We start from the raw sequence: 17,881 nt of genomic DNA, 5'->3' as shown, positions 1-17,881 counted from the left end.
ATCTGTGAGGCAGAACATATTGAAGTCAGATCGTATTCCGAGTGGCGTACACCACGTACGATGGGGGCGTGACCAGTACTTCGCCCGACGTCGGGAGCCGGGCAGCCAGAGGAGCGCCCCACCGGACCGCCAGCGGTGCGCCGGTCGAGACGGACCTCGGCTGGGCGCTGGGCGTCGTCTTCCGGCGGTACGCCAAGACGGCCGCCGCGGTGCTCGACGACGTACCGGGCGGACCGCGCGGCTACCAGGTGCTGGCGGCCGCACATGGGGAGGGCCCGAAGCGGCAGCTCGACCTCGCGGCGCAGCTCGGCGTGGACCGGACCGTGATGACCTACCTGCTGGACGACCTGGAGAAGGCCGGCCTGGTCCAGCGACAGCCGGACCCGGCCGATCGCCGGGCGCGGCTGATCGTGGCGACCGAGCAGGGCCGGGAGACCTTGTGTGAGCTGGAGCAGCGACTTGCGACGGCCGAGGAGGAGGTCCTCGGCAGTCTGGAGGACTCCGAGCGCGCCAGCTTCCGGATGCTCCTGCAGCGTGTGGCGGTCAAGGCCGACACCGTCGACCCGCTGCACAACGCCTGTGTCCTCGCCGACGAGAACGTGGACCCGGCCGACACCTGACCGGTCAGGTCAGTGCAGCGGGACGAAGCCCGACTCGTAGGCCCGGATGACGGCCTGGGTGCGGTCCCGGGCGTTCAGCTTGGCGAGGACGTTCGCCACGTGGGTCTTGACCGTCTGCAGGCCGAGGATGAGTTCTGTGGCGATCTCCGCGTTCGACAGTCCGCGCGCCATCAGACGTAGTACCTCTTGCTCCCGTTCGGTCAGCTGGTATTCGTCCAAGCCGGTCGGCCGCGGCGACTGCCCTCCTGCGTGGGCCCGGGCCAGCGCGCGGATCGCCTCGGGGAACAGCAGTGACTCGCTCCCGGCGACTGTGCGGATCGCCGCGATGATGTCGTCCGGCGGCGTCCGCTTGAGCAGGAACCCGGAGGCTCCCGCGCGCAGGGCGTCGTACACGTAGTCGTCGTTCTCGAACGTCGTCACCACCAGCACACGCGGCGCGGGGTCGAGGTTCTCCAGGAGCAGCCGGGTCGCCTGGATCCCATCGACAGCGGGCATCCGGACATCCATCAGCACCACGTCGGCGCCGGTACGGCGGACGACCGGCAGCACCTCCGCGCCGTCGCCGGCCTCGCCCACCACCGTGAGGTCGGGCTCGGCGTTGATGATGGCGCGCAGCCCGCTGCGGATCAGCGGCTCGTCGTCGACCACGACCACCGACAGATTCATCTCATCCCTTCGTCGTCACGGCGACCGGCAAGGTCACGGCCAGCCGCCAGAGCGGTCCGTCCAGACCTGCTGCCACGGTGCCCTGCAGTACGGCGACCCTTTCACGGATACCGGCCAGACCACGGCCACCGCCCGCGTGGTCCGACGTACCGCTGACCGGGTTGGTCAGCTCGAGGCGAAGACCGGAACCGTCCAGCCGGATGGAGAGGTCGATCGTGAGCTCACCCGCACGGTGGCCGGCGTGGCGGATCGCATTGGTGAGGCCCTCCTGGACGATCCGGTAGGCCTCCCGGGAGACGGCCGCCGGCAGCCGTTCCAGGTCGCCGTCTCGCCGTACGTCGACCGTGATGCCGCCGGCCCGGGTGGCGTCGACCAGCCGGTCGAGGTCGCCGAGGGTCGACTGCGGCGTCGTCTGCGACCCGGGGCGGCGGTCGTCGCGCAGGAGTCCGAGCACGTGGTCGAGTTCGGCCAGCGCGGAGCGGGCGGACGTCTCCATCGCGGCCAGCGCCGTCTCGGCGAACTCCGGATCGGTCGCCAGCACCCGGCGCGCCGCGGCCGCCTGGATGGTGACCAGGCTGAGCGCGTGCCCGACGCTGTCGTGCAACTCCCGGGCCAGACGGTTGCGCTCGGCAAGTGTCGCCGTACGGCGCTCGAGCAGCTCGATGCGCTCCGCGGCGGTCGGCCCGAGGACGCGCGGGGCCAGGTGGGCGAGCAGTGCACCCACGGCGGCGGAGAGCAGGAACAGGCCGACGATCCCGCCCACGGCCGCGGCCGGCAGCCACAGATCGCCCCAGCCGCCAGTGATCTCGTACGTCCAGCCCGGCACGATGTCCCGGGTACCGGGGGAGCGGAACGGCACCGCGAGCCAGATCGCTCCGACGCCGAACACGATCGTGCTGAGAACGCCCACCGCGCCGCCCGCGATCAGGTGCAGGCAGAACCAGCTCGCCGTCCGACGGCGCTGCGGCCAGGTCCGCGCCGGACCGAGCGGTCGCTCCTCGAACCGGACGCCGAGCAGCGACTCGACCGCGATCCCCTCGACCTCACGGACCGCGGGCAGCACGCCGAGGGCGATCGGCGGACCGGCCGCGATCACGGCGATGACGATGCCGATGGCAACTTTCGGCAACTGGAGATCCTGGGCCACCGCGACCAGCGCGCTGTCCACCAGGATGAACGCGAGCACCAGGGCCGCGCCCAGCAGGAGGTAGACCCAGCGCAGGTACGTCGACGCCCGGCCGAGGCTGGTCACCGCACGCAGCAGGGCCGGCGCCCCACGCACGGGACGCGCCGATCCGCGCACCAGCCCGTTCGCCACCCCTCCATGGTGCCAAACGTCCGGCCCGGAGACCTCCCTCCGGGGAGCCGGAGACCTCCCTCCGGGGAGTGAGGACCGCGACGTGCCGCTCGACGCCGGGTCATGGCCGGGTCATGGCCGGGTCACGGTTCCGGTTACGTGCCGTGCGTCACTCGAAACTGACGGTTTACACAAATTTGACACCGAACGGACGGTTTCGGAGCCTGCGGCCGTCGCGATCTGCTGTCCGGGCAGGTACGGTCTGTGGTCGGGGCGGGATGCCGGTCCTAGACAGGACGGGTAGGGGAAACGGCTCCAGAACGGGTGGCCGAAGGGCTCTGCGGGGACCTGGCACGGGGACGTAAAGTCCCGGTGAAGTCCCCAAAGGCCGATTGACCACCTTTCTGAATTTGATGTTTGATCAAATATCGGACGAGAGAGGTCGATATGAGGTTGAGGCGTTCCGTCATCGCGTTGGTGGCGGTCCTGGGGCTCGCCCTGGTCAGCGCGTGCAACAACGACGATGAGGGAAAGCAGGCCGACACCGGCCTGACGAAGGTCAGCTATCTGACCTCCTTCAACACCTTCGGCCGGGAGGCTTACGCCTACGTGGCCCTGGAGAAGGGCTATTTCAAGGACGCCGGCTTCGACGTCACGATCAACCCGGGCTCCGGCACGGTCGACGTGATGAAGCTGGTGGCCGGCGGCCAGGCCGACTACGGCATCGGTGACTTCACCGGCGCCGTCATCACCCTGGGCAAGCAGAAGCTGCCGGTGACCACGGTCGGGATGATCCACCAGCGCTCGCTGGCCGCGATCGTCTCGCTGGAGGGCTACGGCATCACCAAGCCGCAGGACCTGGTCGGCAAGTCCGTCGGCGACCAGCCGGGCTCGACCAACACGGTGATGTTCCCGGTCTACGCCAAGGCGGCCAAGATTCCCGCCGACAAGACCGACTTCATCCCGTCCCCGCCGCCGGCGTTGCCGCAGCTGCTCGCGTCCGGGAAGGTGCCGGCGATCGGCCAGTTCGTGGTCGGCGTACCGCTGGTCGAGAAGGCGGACCCGAAGCACCGCAAGGCCGTCGTACTGCCCTACGGCGAGGTGCTGCCGGACCTGTACGGCAACGCGATCATCACCCGGACCGATCTGGCCAAGGACCACCCGGACCAGGTGAAGAAGTTCACCGCCGCGCTGCTCAAGGGCCTGCAGGACACCATCGACGACCCGGCCGCGGCCGCCGCGATCCTGAAGAAGTACGTGCCGCAGACCGACCTCGGCGTCGCCACCGAAGAGCTCAAGCTGATGAAGCCGTACGTCAAGCCGGACGGCTTCAACGACCCGCTCGGCTCGGTCGACCCGCAGCGGGTGCAGACCATCCTGAAGCTGCTGGACGAGGCCGGCGCGATCACGCCCGCGGGCTCGGTCAAGTCCGAGGACGTCGTCAGCATCGACCTCGCGCCGAAGAGCTGAATCTCGTCGATGATCCGGCTGGACGGTGTGGGGCAGGTCTTCGACGGACGCGAGGGCCAGGTCACGGCCCTCGAGGAGATCGACCTGCACGTCCAGCAGAACGAGTTCGTCACGCTGATCGGCCGGTCCGGATGTGGCAAGTCCACTCTGCTCCGGCTGATCGCGGGACTGATCTCACCGACGTCCGGCGCGGTCCGGGTGGCGGGTGACCCCGTCACCGGTCCGCGCCGGGACGTCTCGTTCATGTTCCAGCGGCCGGCGCTGCTGCCGTGGCGGTCGGTGCTGTCGAACGTCATGCTGCCGATCGAGATCGACGGCGGCGAGGGCGATCGGGGCCGGGCGGCGTACCGCGACCGGGCCCACGAGTTGCTGGAGCTGACCGGGCTGACCGGATTCGAGCGGCGGCTGCCGCACGAGCTGTCCGGCGGCATGCAGCAGCGCGTCTCACTGTGCCGGTCGCTGATCCGCGACCCGCAGGTGATGCTGATGGACGAGCCGTTCTCCGCGCTCGACGCGCTCACCCGGACCGAGCTGTCCGACGAACTGCAGCGGATCAAGATGGAGCTGGACACGACGATCGTCTTCGTCACCCACTCGATCGAGGAGGCCGTGCTGCTGGCCGACCGGGTGGTCGTGCTGACCCCGCGGCCGGGCCGGCTGCGCGAGGTCGTCGACATCGACATCCCGCGCCCGCGCACCCTGGGCCAGAACGCACACCTGACCGAGGTCGCCCGGATCAGCGGACTGCTGCACGGTCTGCTCGCGGAGAAGGTGGCGCCGATTGAAGAGCCGGCGCCGCGGCAGGTGGACGAGGTGCGGCCGCGATGACCAAACGGTCCTGGCTGAAGGACTCGCCGGTCGCGGCGGTGCTGCTGCCGATCATCGGCCTGGCCGGTGCGATCGCGCTGTGGTGGCTGGCCACGATCGTGTTCGGGATCGAGTCCTACCTGCTGCCGAGTCCGAAGGACGTCGTCATCAGCTTCATGGACCAGCCGTCGTACCTGCTGACCGAGACCGGGACGTCGATCCTGGAGACGGTCGAGGGCTTCCTGCTGGCGATCGTGGTCGGCGTACCGATCGCGCTGTTGATCGTCCGGTCGGTGCTGCTGGAGCGGCTGGTGTACCCGCTGCTGCTGATGGTGAACGCGATTCCGAAGGTCGCGATCGCTCCGCTGCTGGTGGTGTGGATGGGCTTCGGTCAGTGGCCGAAGGTGGTCATGGTGCTGCTGGTCTGTTTCTTCCCGATCGTCATCTCGACCGCACAGGGGATGAAATCGACGCCGATCGAGCTGGTCGAGTTGCTCCGGTCGCTGAATGCGAGCCGGGCGCAGGAGTTCTTCAAGCTGCGGCTGCGCTACGCGATGCCGCAGATGTTCACCGGCATGAAGGTGGCGATCTCGCTGGCGGTGATCGGTTCGGTGATCGCCGAGTTCGTTGGCACGACCCACGGCCTTGGCTACGTGATCTACCAGTCGGGCGCGAGTGCGGACACGCCGCTGGCGTTCGCCGCGATCACCCTGCTCAGCATCCTGAGCATCGTCTTGTTCTACATCCTGGTCCTGCTGGAGCACCTGTTCCTGCCCTGGGCGCAGGAATCGCGGTGAGCGCCCGGTGACCGCACAAGCCTCCGACGCCGACCGCCGGGTCCTGGTCCGGCCTGCCTGGCTGGAAGCCACCGTCTCGGCCGTCTTCACCGCGCTCGGCTTCGACCCGGCCGACTCCACCAAGATCGCCGCCGCCCTCGTCGAGGCGGACTTACGCGGGGTGAGTTCGCACGGCATCATGCTCGTCCCGATGTACGTCGAGCGCCTCAACGCCGGCGGCGTCACCCGGGAACGCGAGCTCGACATGCTGTACGACGCGGGTGCGGCGATGGTCGTGGACGCGCGCGGCGGGATGGGGCAACTGTCGAGCCCACAGGCGATGGGCCATGCGATCGAGCGAGCCGGCCGCTACGGCCTCGGCCTGGTGTCGGTCCGCAACGCGCACCACTTCGGTGCGGCCAGCCGCTGGGCCATGCAGGCCGGGCAGGCGGGATGCATCGGCGTGGCGATGTCCAACACCACGCCGCTGATGCCCGCGCCCGGTGGCGCCGAGCGGATCGTCGGCAACAATCCGCTGGCGATCGCGGTGCCCACCTCGGCCGGGGTGGAGATCGTGCTCGACATGGCCCTGTCGGCCGTTGCCCTGGGCAAGATCCGGCTGGCCGCGTCGGCCGGGCGGCCGATCCCGGAAAGCTGGGCCACCGACCCGTCGGGCACGCCGACCACGGATGCGGAAGAGGCCGTCCTGGGCATGCTGCTGCCGGCCGCCGGGCACAAGGGTTTCGGTCTGGCGCTGATGATCGACGTCCTGACCGGCGTACTGAGCGGTGGCGGCTGGGGTGACCAGGTCCGCCCGCTGTACCGGGAGCCGGACCGGCCGAACGACTGCGCGCATCTGTTCCTGGCCATCGACCCGGAGTTGATGGGCGGGGTGGAGAGTTTCCGTCGGCGCTCGTCCGGGCTGGCCGCGCGGGTGCGCGGCAGTGCGACCGCGCCAGGGGTGAACCGGCTGTACCTGCCGGGGGAGATCGAGGCGGAACGGGCAGCACACCAGCGGCGGCACGGCGTACTGATCGAGAGGTCGGGGCTGGACGCGCTGCTGGCGGCCGCACGGGCGGTCGGTGCTGTCGTTCCGGCGGGAGGGGTACTGAGCTGATGCCGAAGAAGCAGATCTCGACGGACACGCTGCACAGCCCGAACGGCGTGTTCTCACAGGCCACCACGATCGAGGCGACGGGCCGGCTGGTGTTCGTCTCGGGGATGACCGCCCGCCGTCCGGATGGCAGCATCGCCGGCGCCGGCGACATCCGGGAGCAGACGCGGCAGGTGCTGGAGAACGTGCAGGCGGCGGTCCAGGCGGCCGGCGGCACGCTCGCCGACGTGTGCCGGGTGGATGTGTACGTGCGCAACATGGAGGACTTCGCGAAGATCCACGAGATCCGGGCGCAGTACTTCGCCGAACCGCTGCCGGCCTCGACGATGGTCGAGGTCAGCAAGCTCGCGCACCCTGACTACCTGATCGAGATCAACGCGATCGCGGTGATCTCATGACCTGGGGGGAAATGATGCGCGGCGTCGAGTGGACCTGAGATGCGGTACGTGATGGTGGAGCACGCCGGCCAGGAGCGGCCGGGCGACCTTCTGCTGACCGGCACACCGGCAGGCATCGGCAACGCGCGGGAGCCGCAGGTGTTCCTGCAGGAAGGCGACGTCGTGGTGACGCGGGCAGACAAGATCGGCGAGTTGCGCAACACCGTCGTCCGGCAGGTGCTGTGATGACCGGCCCACTCGAGCTGTTGCCCGGCGGCGGACGCGGCGGCCGTCGTACCCTCGCAGAACATGCCGCCGCCGAACTGCACCAGCTGATCCTGTCCGGAGAGCTCCCCAGCGGTACGCCGTTGCGCCTGGTGGAGCTGGCGAACCGGCTCGAGATGAGTCAGATGCCGGTCCGGGAAGGACTCCGGCGGCTGGAGGCGCTCGGACTGGTCGAGATCATCCCGCACCGCGGTGCGTGGGTCCGCGACCTGTCGCTGGAGGATCTGCGGGACACACACGAGACCCGGCTGGCGCTGGAGAGCCTGGCGGTGCGGGCGGCGGCGGAACGGTTCGCCGACGGAGACTTCCAGCGGGCCGCGGCCGCGTTGGCCGAGCACCTGCGGTTGTCGCGGGCAGAGGACTCGATCGGCGCTCGGCAGGCGCACGCGGACTTCCACTTCACGCTCTACCGGGCCAGCGGCTCGCAGTGGCTGGCCAGGGCGATCGAGCCGGTCTGGCAGAACAGCGAGCGATACCGGTTCGGCAGCCGGCCGACCGATTTCCTGATCGAGCGCAACCGGCAGGAGCACCAGGCCATCCTGGACGCGTGTGTCGCCCGCGACTCGGATGCGGCGGAGCGGGCCCTGCGCAACCATCTGGCCGGTGCGTTCCAGCGGATCACCGAGACCATGACAAGGCGGGCCGAGGGGAATCAGCACGGCCCGTCGAAGCAGAAGGAGTCGTCATGAAGGTGCGCTTCGACGCGACCGGCGAGGTCGTGGTGATCACCGGCGGCGCGCAGGGCATCGGTGCGGCGCTGGCCGCGGCTGTCAACGCCTGTGGTGGGACGGCGGTCGTCTTCGATGTCGTGAAGCCGGCCGACGCCGCCGTCGAGTACGTCGAGGTGGACGTGGCCGACCGGTCGGCGGTGGAGTCGGCCGTCGCGTCGGTGCTGACCCGGCACGGGCGGATCGACGGTCTGGTCGCCGGAGCGGCAGTGCAGCCGCGGTCGCAGGTGCTGGACATGGATCCGGCCGAGTGGGCCCGCGCCCTTCAGGTCAACCTCGACGGCGTGGTCTGGGTGTGTCAGGCCGTGGTACCGCATCTGGTGGCGCGGCGGTCCGGATCGGTGGTCGTGTTCACGTCCGGCATGGCCGCCGGCGGTTATCCAGGTGCGTCGGCGTACGCCTCGAGCAAGGCGGCGCTGGTCGCCTTCGCCAAGTCGCTGGCCGCGGAGGTGGCCGAGCACTGGGTCCGGGTGAACGTGGTCTCGCCGGGGGTGATCGACACCGAGCAGTTCCGCGGTGCGAACGCCGGTGCGGACCGCGACCACTGGCGCGACACCATAGGTATCGGCGACCCCGAGGACGTGGTCGGCCCGTTGCTGTTCCTGCTGTCCGACGCTGCGGCGATGACCGGGTCGATGCTGACCCGGGAACGCGCCTTTGCCAAGCTCACGAGCTTTGTGGAGTGATGTGTGACTGATCAGTTGCCTGTTGCGGTGGTGGGGGCCGGGCCGATCGGCCTGACGACGGCCCTCGGGCTGGCCCACTACGGTGTCCCGTTCGTGCTGCTCGAGGAGGACGCCGTACTGTCCTCCGACACCAAGGCCGGGACGACGCTCAGCCGGACTCTCGAGATCTGGAACCGCTACGGCGCCGTCGACGGCATCCTGGCGGCCGCGCTGCGGATCGACGAGATCGGCGACATCGACCGGGCCACCAACACGGCGCGGGCCTCGGTGCAGCTGGCCGAGCTGGTCAACGACACCCAGTTCCCGTTCGTGATCAACCTGCCGCAGCAGAAGATGGAGCCGATCCTCGCGGCCGCGCTGCCGCAGCCGGTCCTGACCCGGCACCGGATGACGTCGTTCGAGGTGCGCGACGACCGCGTCGTACTGCAACTGGAGACGCCGGACGGGCCGCGTGAGCTGGAGGCGTCGCACCTGCTCGCGTGTGACGGTGGCCGCAGCAAGATCCGGGATGCGCTCGGTGTGAAGGTGGTGGGGGAGACCCTGCCCGAGCGGTACATGCTGATCGACGTCATCGTCGACTTGGATGTGGACAACGCTCGCGACTACCCGTACCTGGCGTACTTCGCGGACAAGTCCGAGTGGATGGTGCTGATCCGGCAGCCGGACAACTGGCGGTTCCTGTTCCCGCTCGGCCCGGGGACGGAGCCGCCGGGCGACGAGGACATGCTGGTCAAGGTCAAGCAGTTCATCGGCGAGGTGGACCGGATCGAGCTGATGGGCTCGGTCGTCTACAACGTGCACCACCGGGTCGCTGAGCAGTGGACTGCGGACCGCAGGGTGTTCCTGATGGGCGATGCGGCACACCTGATCACGCCGATGTGGGCGCTGGGCCTGAACACGGGTGCTCTGGACGCGTCCAACCTGCCGTGGCGGCTTGCCTGGGTACTGCGCGGCTGGGCCGATCCGTCGTTGCTGGACGGCTACGAGCAGGAGCAGCGCCCGGTGGCGATCAACGGCTCGGGTGAGATGGCCGAGGCGGCCCGCATGTACATGTCGCATCAGCGTGGTGCCGTCACCGAGACCGCGGGCGACTGGGCGACGGCGTACAACCGCACGCTGCTCAGCGTCCGGCTGGACGTGGAGGGCACAGGGGACTGGTCGATGGTGGCCACCGCTGCAGCTCCTCCAGCCGTACGAGCCGGTGACCGAGCGCCTGACCTCGTGCTGCAGAGCCCGACTGGTCGCGTGACGATCCACGACCTGTGCCGCGACTCGTTCGTCGCGCTGTACTTGACCGACGTACGGCGTCGTCCGGACATCCCGGTCAACGACTCGCCGGCGTTGAAGCACTACGCCGTCTCCCGCTGGGACGCGCCCCACGACTCCGGTCTCCGGGACCGGTCCCTGTTCGACCCGGGCAGCATTGCCACGAACAGGTACGGCGTACCCGCGGAGAGCGTCGTACTGGTCCGGCCGGATGGTCACATCGCCGCGGTGGCTCCGATGGCCGCCGGTGTGGCCGAGGAGCTGTACACACATGTGACCGGCCGGGAGGTCCCGTGAGCTTCGACGAGTCGCTGCGGGAGGTGTTGCTGCAGACGGACGACCTGGAGTGGGTGGAGAAGTCGCTCGCCGGGCTGTCGCACAAGATGCTGTGGCGCGACCCGGAGACCGAGGCGTCGATCGCGCTGGTGCGGTTCGAGAAGGGGTCCGGGATCCCGTCGGAGCACAAGCACGCGTCGAACCAGTTCATGTTCTGCCTGTCCGGGCGGTACGTGTACCTGCCGACCGGGACCACGCTGACCAAGGGCAGCTTCTACTGGAATCCCAAGGGTGTGGTGCACGGTCCGACCCGGGCCGAGGAGACCTCGATCCTGCTGGAGGTGTACGACGGGCCGCACTATCCGGAGCGCCCGTCGTTCTACGACAACGACGAGGACGCCCGCTGACATGGGTGGCTGGGACATCCACACCCACCTGATACCGCCGACCGTCCTGTCGGCGGCGTACAAGGGTGAGTTCGAGCTGGCCGTCGACAGCGGCTCGCTGGTGGTCGACGGGGAGCGGTTGCCGCTCAAGCGTTTGGCAGACCCGGCCGCACTGCTGCACTGGATCGACGAGCAGGACCTGGACGGCGCGGTCGTGTCCGTGCCGCCCGCCCTGTTCCGGTACGACGCCGGCGTCGAGTGGGCCGAGTTGGTCAACCAGGGCCTTCGGGAGCTCGCCACACCGCAGTTGCGCGTGCTGGGCCACCTGCCGCTGCTGGATGCCGAGGCTCCGTCTGTTGCCGCGTCGCTGGCCGGTGAGGGCGTCTTCAGCGGCTTCGCCCTGGGTACGCCGAGCTACGCCGGACTGGACCCGGTGTGGCGGGTGCTGCACGAAATCGAGGCTTTCACTCTTGTTCACCCGGGCCACAGTGACGACGAGCGCCTCCAGTCGTTCTACTTGACGAACCTGTTGGGGAATCCGTACGAGACCGGCCTGGCCGCGGCGTCGCTGGTCTTCGCGGATGTGGTGGGCCGGTTTCCGGGGATCCGGTTCTGTTTGTGCCATGGGGGTGGGGTGACGGCAGCGGTGGCGGGGCGGTGGCAGCGAGGGATCGACCAGGCGCGGCCGGGCATCGTCGCGCCCTCCTTGCCGGTGGCCGACGCGTTGCGCCGGTTCTACGTGGACGACCTGGTGCACGACGAGGGGGTGCTGGAGCTGCTCGGGAAGACCTTCGGGGCGGAGCGGGTGCTGGCCGGGAGCGACTGGCCGTTCCCGATGGGCAGTGACTCGATCGTGGCCGCGCGGGCGACCGCGGCCGACGAGCTGACCCGGCCGCTGGCTCAGGAGGTTGTCGCTCAGTGAGACGCGCTCTTCGTCAGAGCGTGGGTGTGATCAGATATCAAATCGTGAACGGGGTAGAGGCATGAACGTACGGGGGCCGGTCCTGCGAAGTCATGGGCCGGGACTGCAGTTCAAGACCGAGGACATCGAACTGGCCGCGGGGCCGGGGGAGACGCTGGTCGAGATGCGGCTTGCCGCCGTGACCCAACAGGACCGGTCGGTGGTGGCCGGCAAGCAGCCGACCCAGCCGTTCGTTCCGGGCTCAGAGGGTGCCGGTGTCGTGGTTGGCTCTGCCCTCCACGAGGCAGGGACTCCGGTGGTGATCCGCGGCGAGGGCGTCGGCGTCACCAGGCAGGGCCTCTGGGGCCGGTACGCCGTCGTACCGGACGCCGCCGTACATCGTCTGCCTGCTGGGCTGGAGCCTGCGGCCGCAGTGACCCTGCTGACTCCCGCGCTGACCGCCCACACCGCAGTACGGCGGGTAGCGGGCGTACTCGAGGGTGAGTCGGTAGTGATCACCGGGATCGGCGGACTGGTCGGGCGACTCTGTGCTGCGGTGGCGCGGTCGGCTGGTGCGTCGCGGGTGATCGGACTGGCCTGGGCCGGGGAGCCTGTCGATGCGGTGTCCGGGCTGGTCGACCAGATCGTCCGGGTGGACGAGCTGGGGCAGGTCGGCCGCGAGCTGCAGTGGTGCGACGCCGCGATCGACACCGTCGGCGGTCCGGTGACCAGTGGAGTGCTCGGACACATCACTCCGGGTGGACGGATCGCCGTACTCGGTTACAAGGCCGGCGAGTTCACCACCATCGACCTGCACCAGCTGATCGGCCGGGACCTGCGGGTGCTGCCGGTGAACGTCCAGCGGACCACCCTCGAGCCCGGTGCGGTCGGCCAGGCGCTGGCGGACATCGCGCTCGCGCGCCCCAGAGCGGACGCCGTACTGGTGGCGGCGGACCGCGTGGGCGAGGTTCTGGACGGGTCGACGATCGGCGGACGCGTTCTGCTGGACTTGACGACGCTGAACTGACTGCCTGATCTAGGCTGCCTGGCCTGGATCGGTGATGCCCCGGGCTGGGCAATCTGTTGTCGGAATGCCCGAGATCACCCGGTGGCGGATACGGTTACCTCCCAGAGCTTGTCTGCGATGAAGGAGAGAGGCAGCCCGTACCCGATGACCCGACGACTCGAGCTCACACCTGGGGGACCGACCGGCCGTCGTACTCTCGCCGAAGAAGCCGCCGCCGAGTTGCACGAACTGATCCTTTCCGGTGAGCTCCCGAGTGGTACGGCGCTCCGCCTGGAGGAGCTCGCCAAGCGGCTGGACATGAGCCAGATGCCGATCCGCGAAGGACTGCGGCGGATGGCGGCGCTCGGACTGGTCGAGATCGTGCCGCACAAGGGCGCGTGGGTGCGTGAGCTCTCGATGGAGGACCTGCGCGACACGCACCAGACCCGGCTCTCCCTGGAGACGCTGGCGGTCCGGGCGGCTGCGACCCGGTTCGCCGACTCGGACGCGACCCAGGCTCGCGACGCGCTGGCCGAGCACGTGCGGCTGTCGAAGCTCGGCGACAACATCGCATCCCGGCAGGCGCACACCGAGTTCCACTTCGCCATCTACCGGGCCGGCGGATCCCGGTGGCTGCCGCGAGCGATCGAGCCGGTCTGGCAGAACAGCGAGCGCTACCGGTTCGGCTCCCGGCAGACGAAGGCGCGGATCGAGCAGACCCGGCGCGAGCACCAGGCCATCCTGGACGCGTGCGTCGCGCACGACGAGGAGGGCGCGGAGGCGGCGCTGCGTGACCACCTGGAAGGCGCCATGCAGCGCATCAGCGAGACGATGGCCCGCCGCTCCGCCAAGCCCTAGGCGAGTACTTCGAACCGGTCCTGCTGCCAGCCCGAGGCGTCGAAGACCGCTCTGAGGAGCAGCCCGTCGCCGCGGCCGCCGTACGTCGTGACGAGCTCGGGGAGAGCCTTGGTCCCGAGACCGTCGTAGTACTGGTCCATCGCTCGGCGTCGGGACAGCTCGGGTGCGCCGGAGATCTCCTCCAGGGCTCTGCTGTCGGGGCAGCCGACCACCTGTCCGGAGCCGACCTGCTCGTCCGGCAGCAGTTGGCGCACGAGCTCCTCGCCGGCGCGGACGTCCTCGGCGCGCAGCCGGGCTCCCAGAGTGCGGCATGGATGTCCCTGGACGGCGAGCTGCACGGCCCGGGAGACGGCGATGTGGTCCGGGTGACCGGTGAGGCCGTCGCTGCCGACGGTGAGCACCAGCTCCGGCGAGATGTCGCGGACGGTCCTCTCGACCGCTTCCGCGACCTCGCCCTGGTCAGCACGCGCCAGTGTCCGCGGTCCGTTCCTGCCGCCGTCGTCGATCCACTGACCGGACTCTCCGAGCCAGTCCCATTCGTCGATCCCGAGCAGCTCGCACGAGCCGGTCAGCCGCTCGGCCGCCGTACCCATGCCCGGTGTGGCGACGCGGAGGACGACGCGCCAGCCGGTGGAGTTCAGCACCCAGGTCGCGGCGCCGCTGGCGAACACCTCGTCGTCCGGGTGGGCGTGGACTACGAGCGCCGTACGCATCCCGTGGTCAGTCGGCCAGCCGGGCCGGGAACCCACCCGTCGCGATGGGACTCCAGCGCTCCGGGGTGATGCGGATCAGGCACTTGCCCTGCGTCCGCATGGCCTCGCGGTACTCGTCCCAGTCGGGGTGCTCACCGGAGATCGACCGGTAGTAGTCGACCAGGGGCTCCACCGCGTCCGGCAGCTGGATGACCTCGCCCCGGCCGTCCACCTGTACCCACGCGCCGCTCCACTCGTCGGACAGCACGACCACACTGGTCCGCGGGTCGCGCTCCACGTTGGTGCTCTTGGCCCGCTCCGGGTACGACGAGATGACGATGCGGCCCTCGCCGTCGACACCACCGGACACCGGCGACGCCTGCGGCGTACCGTCCGCGCGGGTGGTGATCAGCAGCATGTGGTGACGGGGCCGGACGAATTCCAGCAGTCCGTCCAGATCGGTCTTGGTGTTGGTGGCAATGGTCCTCGGCATGCCTCCCACCCTATGTTCGATCAGCGCGCGGGGAGGTCCGCTGGGGTGATCAGTTGCTCCAGTTCGTCGTCGGTGAGCTGGTTGATCAGGTGCTTCGCGGGCGGCGAACCGGTAGCCGTTGGCCCGGTCGCAACTCGTGCAACCGGTCGGGCCTGCGCCCAGGCCGGAGCCGCATTCCGGACAGGTCAGCTGCTTGAGCGCACCGTCCACCACGCGCCACTCGAACTCTGATGTGTTCTGCAGTACGGCCTCGGCCAGTTCGCGCTCGTCCGGCGTACCTTGGTGGACGCCGGAATCGGCGCAGAACCGCTGCCAGGCGGCGTCGATACTGTCGTCGATCCGCTGCATAGCGGTGATGAACCGCGGGTGATCGACCCGTCGCATGCCCGGGACTCTAGCTGTCGCAGGGCGGTGGACGGCCGCATTGACATGATCGAACAGGTGTTCGAACATAGGTCTATGACGGGGGTCAGCGCGATCGACCAGAAGCCGGACCAGAAGGTCACGGCGCTCGACCACGCCCGCCAGCTCCTCACCCGGGCCAAAGCCCAGAAAGCCGCCCAAACCCAGTCCCCAGACCCCGAACTCGCCCCCACCACCCGTCTCACCCCCTCCGCCCCTCCCTCCGGCGGCGAACTCGCTCACCTCGCCCCTCCCACCGACCCTGCTCGCCCCGCCCCGCCCGGCGACTTGTCCGACCCCACCTCCTCCCGCTTCCCCTTGTCCCACTCCAGTTCGTCCGCCGAGCCTGCTCGGTTCGTGCCTTCTGCGGAGCGGATGCGGCGGGTGCAGCAGGCGCTGGACGCCGGCGAGGTGGATCGGCAGCTGCCTACGCTGCCTGCTGTCGCCGAGCTTCTGCCCGGGGCCGGTCTGCGCAGCGGGGCGGTTTACTCCGTGCGTACTTCGACCGCCCTGGTGATGGCGATGATGGCCGGTCCGTCCGCCGAGGGCGCCTGGTGCGGAGTGGTCGGGATGCCGTCGTTCGGCGCGGAGGCGGCGCGGGGGCTCGGGGTCGACCTGGAGCGCCTGGTGCTGGTGCCGGACCCCGGGCAGGACTGGCTCAACGTCGTCGCAGCGCTGGTCGACGCCCTGACCGTGGTCGTCGTCAGGCCGCCCGGCGAGGTGACCCCGGGGGAGGCGTCCCGGCTCGCCGCCCGCCTGCGGACCCGGAAGGCGACGCTGATCTCGGTCGGTTCCTGGCCGGGGAGCGAGGCACGGCTGGAGGTGGAGAGCAACGCCTGGACCGGCCTGGGTGACGGCGAAGGGCTGCTCTCGGCGCGGCAGGCGACCGTCGTGGTGAGCGGTCGCAGAGTCGTCGGTGGCCCCCGGCGGCACCAGCTCTGGCTCCCCGCCCCGGACGGCACCATCCGCTCGGTCGACCCCGCCCCTGAGGAAGCCCCAGGCTGGCCGGCAGAGACCACCTGGCCCGAAGAGACCGCCTGGGCCGAAGGAACGGCCTGGGCCGAAGGAACGGCCTGGCCGGAGGAGGCGGTGGGCTGATGGGCGACCACGGGCTGTCCTGCACAGGGGTGGTGGGCTGATGGGTGGTGGGCTGACGCGCACGTTGGTGATCTGGGTGCCGGACTGGCCGGTGACCGCGGCCGCTGTGGCCGCCGGCCGTTCCCCGGACGAACCGATCGCCATCCTCGAGAAGGGCAAGGTGCTCGCCACCTCCGCCGCCGCGCGGGCCGGTGGGGTTCGCCGCGGTCTGCGCGCCCGGGACGCGCAGTCACGCTGCCCCGAGCTCGTCGTCCTGAAGTACGACCCGGTGATCGACGCCCGGGCGTTCGACCCGGTGATCAGTTGCCTGGAGGCGATCACCCCCGGCATCCAGGTGATCCGTCCGGGCATGTGTGCGTTGAAGGCGCGCGGCCCGACCCGGTTCTACGGCGGTGAGTCCGAGGCCGCGGAGAAGCTGCTCGACCGGCTCGAGACCTTCGAGGTCCTCGGCGGCCGGGTCGGGATCGCCGACGGCCCGTTCGCGGCCGAGCAGGCGGCCCGGGCGAGCTCGGCGCGGACGCGGATCCTGGTGGTCCCGCCCGGCGGGTCGCCGGAGTTCCTCGCGCCGCTCACCGTCGACGTACTCGAGCAACCGCAGCTCGCGGATCTGCTCCGCCGGCTCGGACTGCGGTCGCTGGGTGCGTTCGCGCAACTGTCCGGCACCGAGGTGCTGACCCGGTTCGGTCCCGACGGTGCCTTCGCCCACCGGCTGGCCCGTGGGTCCGACGACCGTCCGGTGGTGGCCCGGGAGATCCCGCCCGAGCTCACCCGGACCCTCGACTTCGAGCCGGCCGTGGACCGGGTCGACCAGGTCGCCTTCGCGGTTCGTTCGGTCGCCGACGAGTTGATCGCCCGGCTGACCGAGCTCGGCCTGGTGTGTACGACGCTCCGGGTCGAGGTCGGCACCGAGTCCGGCCGGATCCATGAGCGGGAGTGGCTTCATCCGCGCTGGTTCTCCGCGGCCGACGTGGTGGACCGGGTCCGCTGGCAGCTGCAAGGGAGCGGTACGGCGACCAGCGAGCTGACCTCACCGGTCGTGCGGCTGCGGCTGGTCCCCGATCAGGCGGATCCGGTCGGTGCCCATGTCGACGGGCTGTGGGGTGGCGGGCCGGACGAGCGGATCCACCGGGCGCTGTCCCGCGTGCAGAGCATGCTCGGTCACGGTGCCGTCGCGTCGGTGGTGATCGGCGGCGGCCGGGGGTTCGCGGAGCGGCAGACCCTGATCCCGTGGGGCGACCGCCCGGTGCCGGCTCATCCGCCGGACCAGCCGTGGCCGGGCGCGATCAGCTCCGTCGACCCGGCTCGCTGGCCGACGCTCGCACCCACCACGATCTTCCCCGCGCCGCTGCGGGCGAAGGTGTACGCCGAGGACGGCAGCGAGGTCTCGGTCAGTGCCCGCGGCGCCCTCACCGGCGCCCCCACCGCCTTCCGCCTGGACCCGGCCCCACAAGTTGCCGACAGCAACAAGCTGCATCCGATCACCGCCTGGGCCGGCCCCTGGCTGACCCACGAACGCTGGTGGGACCCCAGCACCGAGTCCCGCCAGGCTCGCTTCCAGTTCCAGACCGCCGACACCCGCGCCTGGCTCTTCACCCTGCACCGAACCACCTGGCAAGCCCAAGCCACCTACGACTGAGACGACCGAGCCGGGGCCGAGCCGACCGAGCCGGCCCCAGC

General features: G+C 70.1%; 20 protein-coding genes. 16 read left to right on the top strand and 4 right to left on the bottom strand.

Annotated elements, in window-relative coordinates; all coding sequences use genetic code 11:
• Nucleotides 1-68 precede the first annotated feature (68 nt).
• Nucleotides 69-620, top strand: coding sequence for a MarR family winged helix-turn-helix transcriptional regulator (locus OG817_RS18430; RefSeq protein ID WP_406056221.1), 552 nt, complete (start codon nucleotides 69-71; stop codon nucleotides 618-620).
• A gap of 9 nt (nucleotides 621-629) precedes the next feature.
• Here OG817_RS18430 and OG817_RS18425 read toward each other — a convergent pair whose 3' ends face one another.
• Both OG817_RS18425 and OG817_RS18420 read right to left on the bottom strand, forming a co-directional pair.
• On the bottom strand, nucleotides 630-1,286 hold the full coding sequence (locus OG817_RS18425) for a response regulator transcription factor (protein WP_360439931.1): 657 nt from the start codon (nucleotides 1,284-1,286) through the stop codon (nucleotides 630-632).
• A gap of 1 nt (nucleotide 1,287) precedes the next feature.
• Nucleotides 1,288-2,604 (bottom strand): sensor histidine kinase, encoded by a 1,317-nt coding sequence (locus tag OG817_RS18420; RefSeq protein ID WP_406056219.1) that lies wholly within the window; start codon nucleotides 2,602-2,604, stop codon nucleotides 1,288-1,290.
• Between the two features lie 426 nt (nucleotides 2,605-3,030).
• Between OG817_RS18420 and OG817_RS18415 the strand changes: the two genes are divergently transcribed.
• The 13 genes from OG817_RS18415 (at nucleotide 3,031) to OG817_RS18355 (ending at nucleotide 13,519) form a co-directional block, all read left to right on the top strand.
• Complete coding sequence (locus tag OG817_RS18415) at nucleotides 3,031-4,053, top strand: ABC transporter substrate-binding protein (protein WP_396389797.1); 1,023 nt, start codon at nucleotides 3,031-3,033, stop codon at nucleotides 4,051-4,053.
• A 9-nt stretch (nucleotides 4,054-4,062) separates the two neighbouring features.
• On the top strand, nucleotides 4,063-4,881 hold the full coding sequence (locus OG817_RS18410) for an ABC transporter ATP-binding protein (RefSeq protein WP_406056216.1): 819 nt from the start codon (nucleotides 4,063-4,065) through the stop codon (nucleotides 4,879-4,881).
• On the top strand, nucleotides 4,878-5,657 hold the full coding sequence (locus tag OG817_RS18405) for an ABC transporter permease (protein WP_396389799.1): 780 nt from the start codon (nucleotides 4,878-4,880) through the stop codon (nucleotides 5,655-5,657). Before OG817_RS18410 ends, OG817_RS18405 begins: the two co-directional genes overlap by 4 nt.
• A gap of 7 nt (nucleotides 5,658-5,664) precedes the next feature.
• Entirely contained in the window at nucleotides 5,665-6,753 is a 1,089-nt protein-coding gene (locus OG817_RS18400) for an Ldh family oxidoreductase (protein WP_406056214.1), read from the top strand.
• Nucleotides 6,753-7,148 (top strand): RidA family protein, encoded by a 396-nt coding sequence (locus OG817_RS18395; RefSeq protein ID WP_396389800.1) that lies wholly within the window; start codon nucleotides 6,753-6,755, stop codon nucleotides 7,146-7,148. The genes OG817_RS18400 and OG817_RS18395 overlap by 1 nt, the downstream gene beginning before the upstream one ends.
• Nucleotides 7,149-7,187: 39 nt before the next feature.
• Entirely contained in the window at nucleotides 7,188-7,373 is a 186-nt protein-coding gene (locus tag OG817_RS18390) for a fumarylacetoacetate hydrolase family protein (protein WP_406056212.1), read from the top strand.
• Nucleotides 7,373-8,101, top strand: coding sequence for a GntR family transcriptional regulator (locus tag OG817_RS18385; protein WP_406056210.1), 729 nt, complete (start codon nucleotides 7,373-7,375; stop codon nucleotides 8,099-8,101). Before OG817_RS18390 ends, OG817_RS18385 begins: the two co-directional genes overlap by 1 nt.
• Entirely contained in the window at nucleotides 8,098-8,826 is a 729-nt protein-coding gene (locus OG817_RS18380; protein WP_406056208.1) for an SDR family NAD(P)-dependent oxidoreductase, read from the top strand. Before OG817_RS18385 ends, OG817_RS18380 begins: the two co-directional genes overlap by 4 nt.
• A 3-nt stretch (nucleotides 8,827-8,829) precedes the next feature.
• Nucleotides 8,830-10,389, top strand: a complete 1,560-nt coding sequence (locus OG817_RS18375) for an FAD-dependent monooxygenase (RefSeq protein WP_406056206.1) — start codon at nucleotides 8,830-8,832, stop codon at nucleotides 10,387-10,389.
• Nucleotides 10,386-10,775: a cupin domain-containing protein gene (locus OG817_RS18370; RefSeq protein ID WP_406056204.1), complete on the top strand. Its 390-nt coding sequence runs from the start codon at nucleotides 10,386-10,388 to the stop codon at nucleotides 10,773-10,775. The genes OG817_RS18375 and OG817_RS18370 overlap by 4 nt, the downstream gene beginning before the upstream one ends.
• Before the next feature lies 1 nt (nucleotide 10,776).
• Nucleotides 10,777-11,676 carry an amidohydrolase family protein gene (locus tag OG817_RS18365; RefSeq protein ID WP_406056202.1) on the top strand — a complete coding sequence of 300 codons (900 nt, stop codon included), beginning with the start codon at nucleotides 10,777-10,779 and terminating at the stop codon, nucleotides 11,674-11,676.
• A 61-nt stretch (nucleotides 11,677-11,737) separates the two neighbouring features.
• On the top strand, nucleotides 11,738-12,682 hold the full coding sequence (locus tag OG817_RS18360; RefSeq protein WP_406056200.1) for a zinc-binding alcohol dehydrogenase family protein: 945 nt from the start codon (nucleotides 11,738-11,740) through the stop codon (nucleotides 12,680-12,682).
• 117 nt (nucleotides 12,683-12,799) lie between these two features.
• A complete protein-coding gene (locus OG817_RS18355; protein WP_396389807.1) occupies nucleotides 12,800-13,519 on the top strand; it encodes a GntR family transcriptional regulator in 720 nt (239 codons plus the stop codon).
• Here OG817_RS18355 and OG817_RS18350 read toward each other — a convergent pair.
• Entirely contained in the window at nucleotides 13,516-14,232 is a 717-nt protein-coding gene (locus OG817_RS18350; RefSeq protein ID WP_406056197.1) for a PIG-L family deacetylase, read from the bottom strand. The genes OG817_RS18355 and OG817_RS18350 overlap by 4 nt on opposite strands.
• A 7-nt stretch (nucleotides 14,233-14,239) precedes the next feature.
• Complete coding sequence (locus tag OG817_RS18345; protein ID WP_396390758.1) at nucleotides 14,240-14,704, bottom strand: PPOX class F420-dependent oxidoreductase; 465 nt, start codon at nucleotides 14,702-14,704, stop codon at nucleotides 14,240-14,242.
• Nucleotides 14,705-15,163: 459 nt separating this feature from the next.
• Here OG817_RS18345 and OG817_RS18340 point away from each other — a divergent pair, with 459 nt between their 5' ends.
• Nucleotides 15,164-16,204, top strand: a complete 1,041-nt coding sequence (locus OG817_RS18340; RefSeq protein WP_406056195.1) for a hypothetical protein — start codon at nucleotides 15,164-15,166, stop codon at nucleotides 16,202-16,204.
• A gap of 40 nt (nucleotides 16,205-16,244) precedes the next feature.
• Entirely contained in the window at nucleotides 16,245-17,840 is a 1,596-nt protein-coding gene (locus OG817_RS18335; protein WP_406056193.1) for a DNA polymerase Y family protein, read from the top strand.
• Nucleotides 17,841-17,881: the final 41 nt, after the last annotated feature.

Source organism: Kribbella sp. NBC_00889 (genome assembly GCF_045207705.1).
Lineage (GTDB): Bacteria > Actinomycetota > Actinomycetes > Propionibacteriales > Kribbellaceae > Kribbella.
The sequence above is the reverse complement of the archived record's forward strand: the minus strand, read 5'-3'. Positions and strand labels throughout refer to the sequence as shown.

Coding starts and splice junctions, on each gene's coding strand:
- OG817_RS18405 (WP_396389799.1), top strand. CDS start 4,878: ATGACCAAACGGTCCTGGCTGAAGGACTCGCCGGTCGCGGCGGTGCTG.
- OG817_RS18380 (WP_406056208.1), top strand. CDS start 8,098: ATGAAGGTGCGCTTCGACGCGACCGGCGAGGTCGTGGTGATCACCGGC.
- OG817_RS18365 (WP_406056202.1), top strand. CDS start 10,777: ATGGGTGGCTGGGACATCCACACCCACCTGATACCGCCGACCGTCCTG.
- OG817_RS18335 (WP_406056193.1), top strand. CDS start 16,245: ATGGGTGGTGGGCTGACGCGCACGTTGGTGATCTGGGTGCCGGACTGG.
- OG817_RS18350 (WP_406056197.1), bottom strand. CDS start 14,232: ATGCGTACGGCGCTCGTAGTCCACGCCCACCCGGACGACGAGGTGTTC.
- OG817_RS18395 (WP_396389800.1), top strand. CDS start 6,753: ATGCCGAAGAAGCAGATCTCGACGGACACGCTGCACAGCCCGAACGGC.
- OG817_RS18340 (WP_406056195.1), top strand. CDS start 15,164: ATGACGGGGGTCAGCGCGATCGACCAGAAGCCGGACCAGAAGGTCACG.
- OG817_RS18345 (WP_396390758.1), bottom strand. CDS start 14,704: ATGCCGAGGACCATTGCCACCAACACCAAGACCGATCTGGACGGACTG.
- OG817_RS18415 (WP_396389797.1), top strand. CDS start 3,031: ATGAGGTTGAGGCGTTCCGTCATCGCGTTGGTGGCGGTCCTGGGGCTC.
- OG817_RS18410 (WP_406056216.1), top strand. CDS start 4,063: ATGATCCGGCTGGACGGTGTGGGGCAGGTCTTCGACGGACGCGAGGGC.
- OG817_RS18390 (WP_406056212.1), top strand. CDS start 7,188: ATGCGGTACGTGATGGTGGAGCACGCCGGCCAGGAGCGGCCGGGCGAC.
- OG817_RS18385 (WP_406056210.1), top strand. CDS start 7,373: ATGACCGGCCCACTCGAGCTGTTGCCCGGCGGCGGACGCGGCGGCCGT.
- OG817_RS18360 (WP_406056200.1), top strand. CDS start 11,738: ATGAACGTACGGGGGCCGGTCCTGCGAAGTCATGGGCCGGGACTGCAG.
- OG817_RS18425 (WP_360439931.1), bottom strand. CDS start 1,286: ATGAATCTGTCGGTGGTCGTGGTCGACGACGAGCCGCTGATCCGCAGC.
- OG817_RS18355 (WP_396389807.1), top strand. CDS start 12,800: ATGAAGGAGAGAGGCAGCCCGTACCCGATGACCCGACGACTCGAGCTC.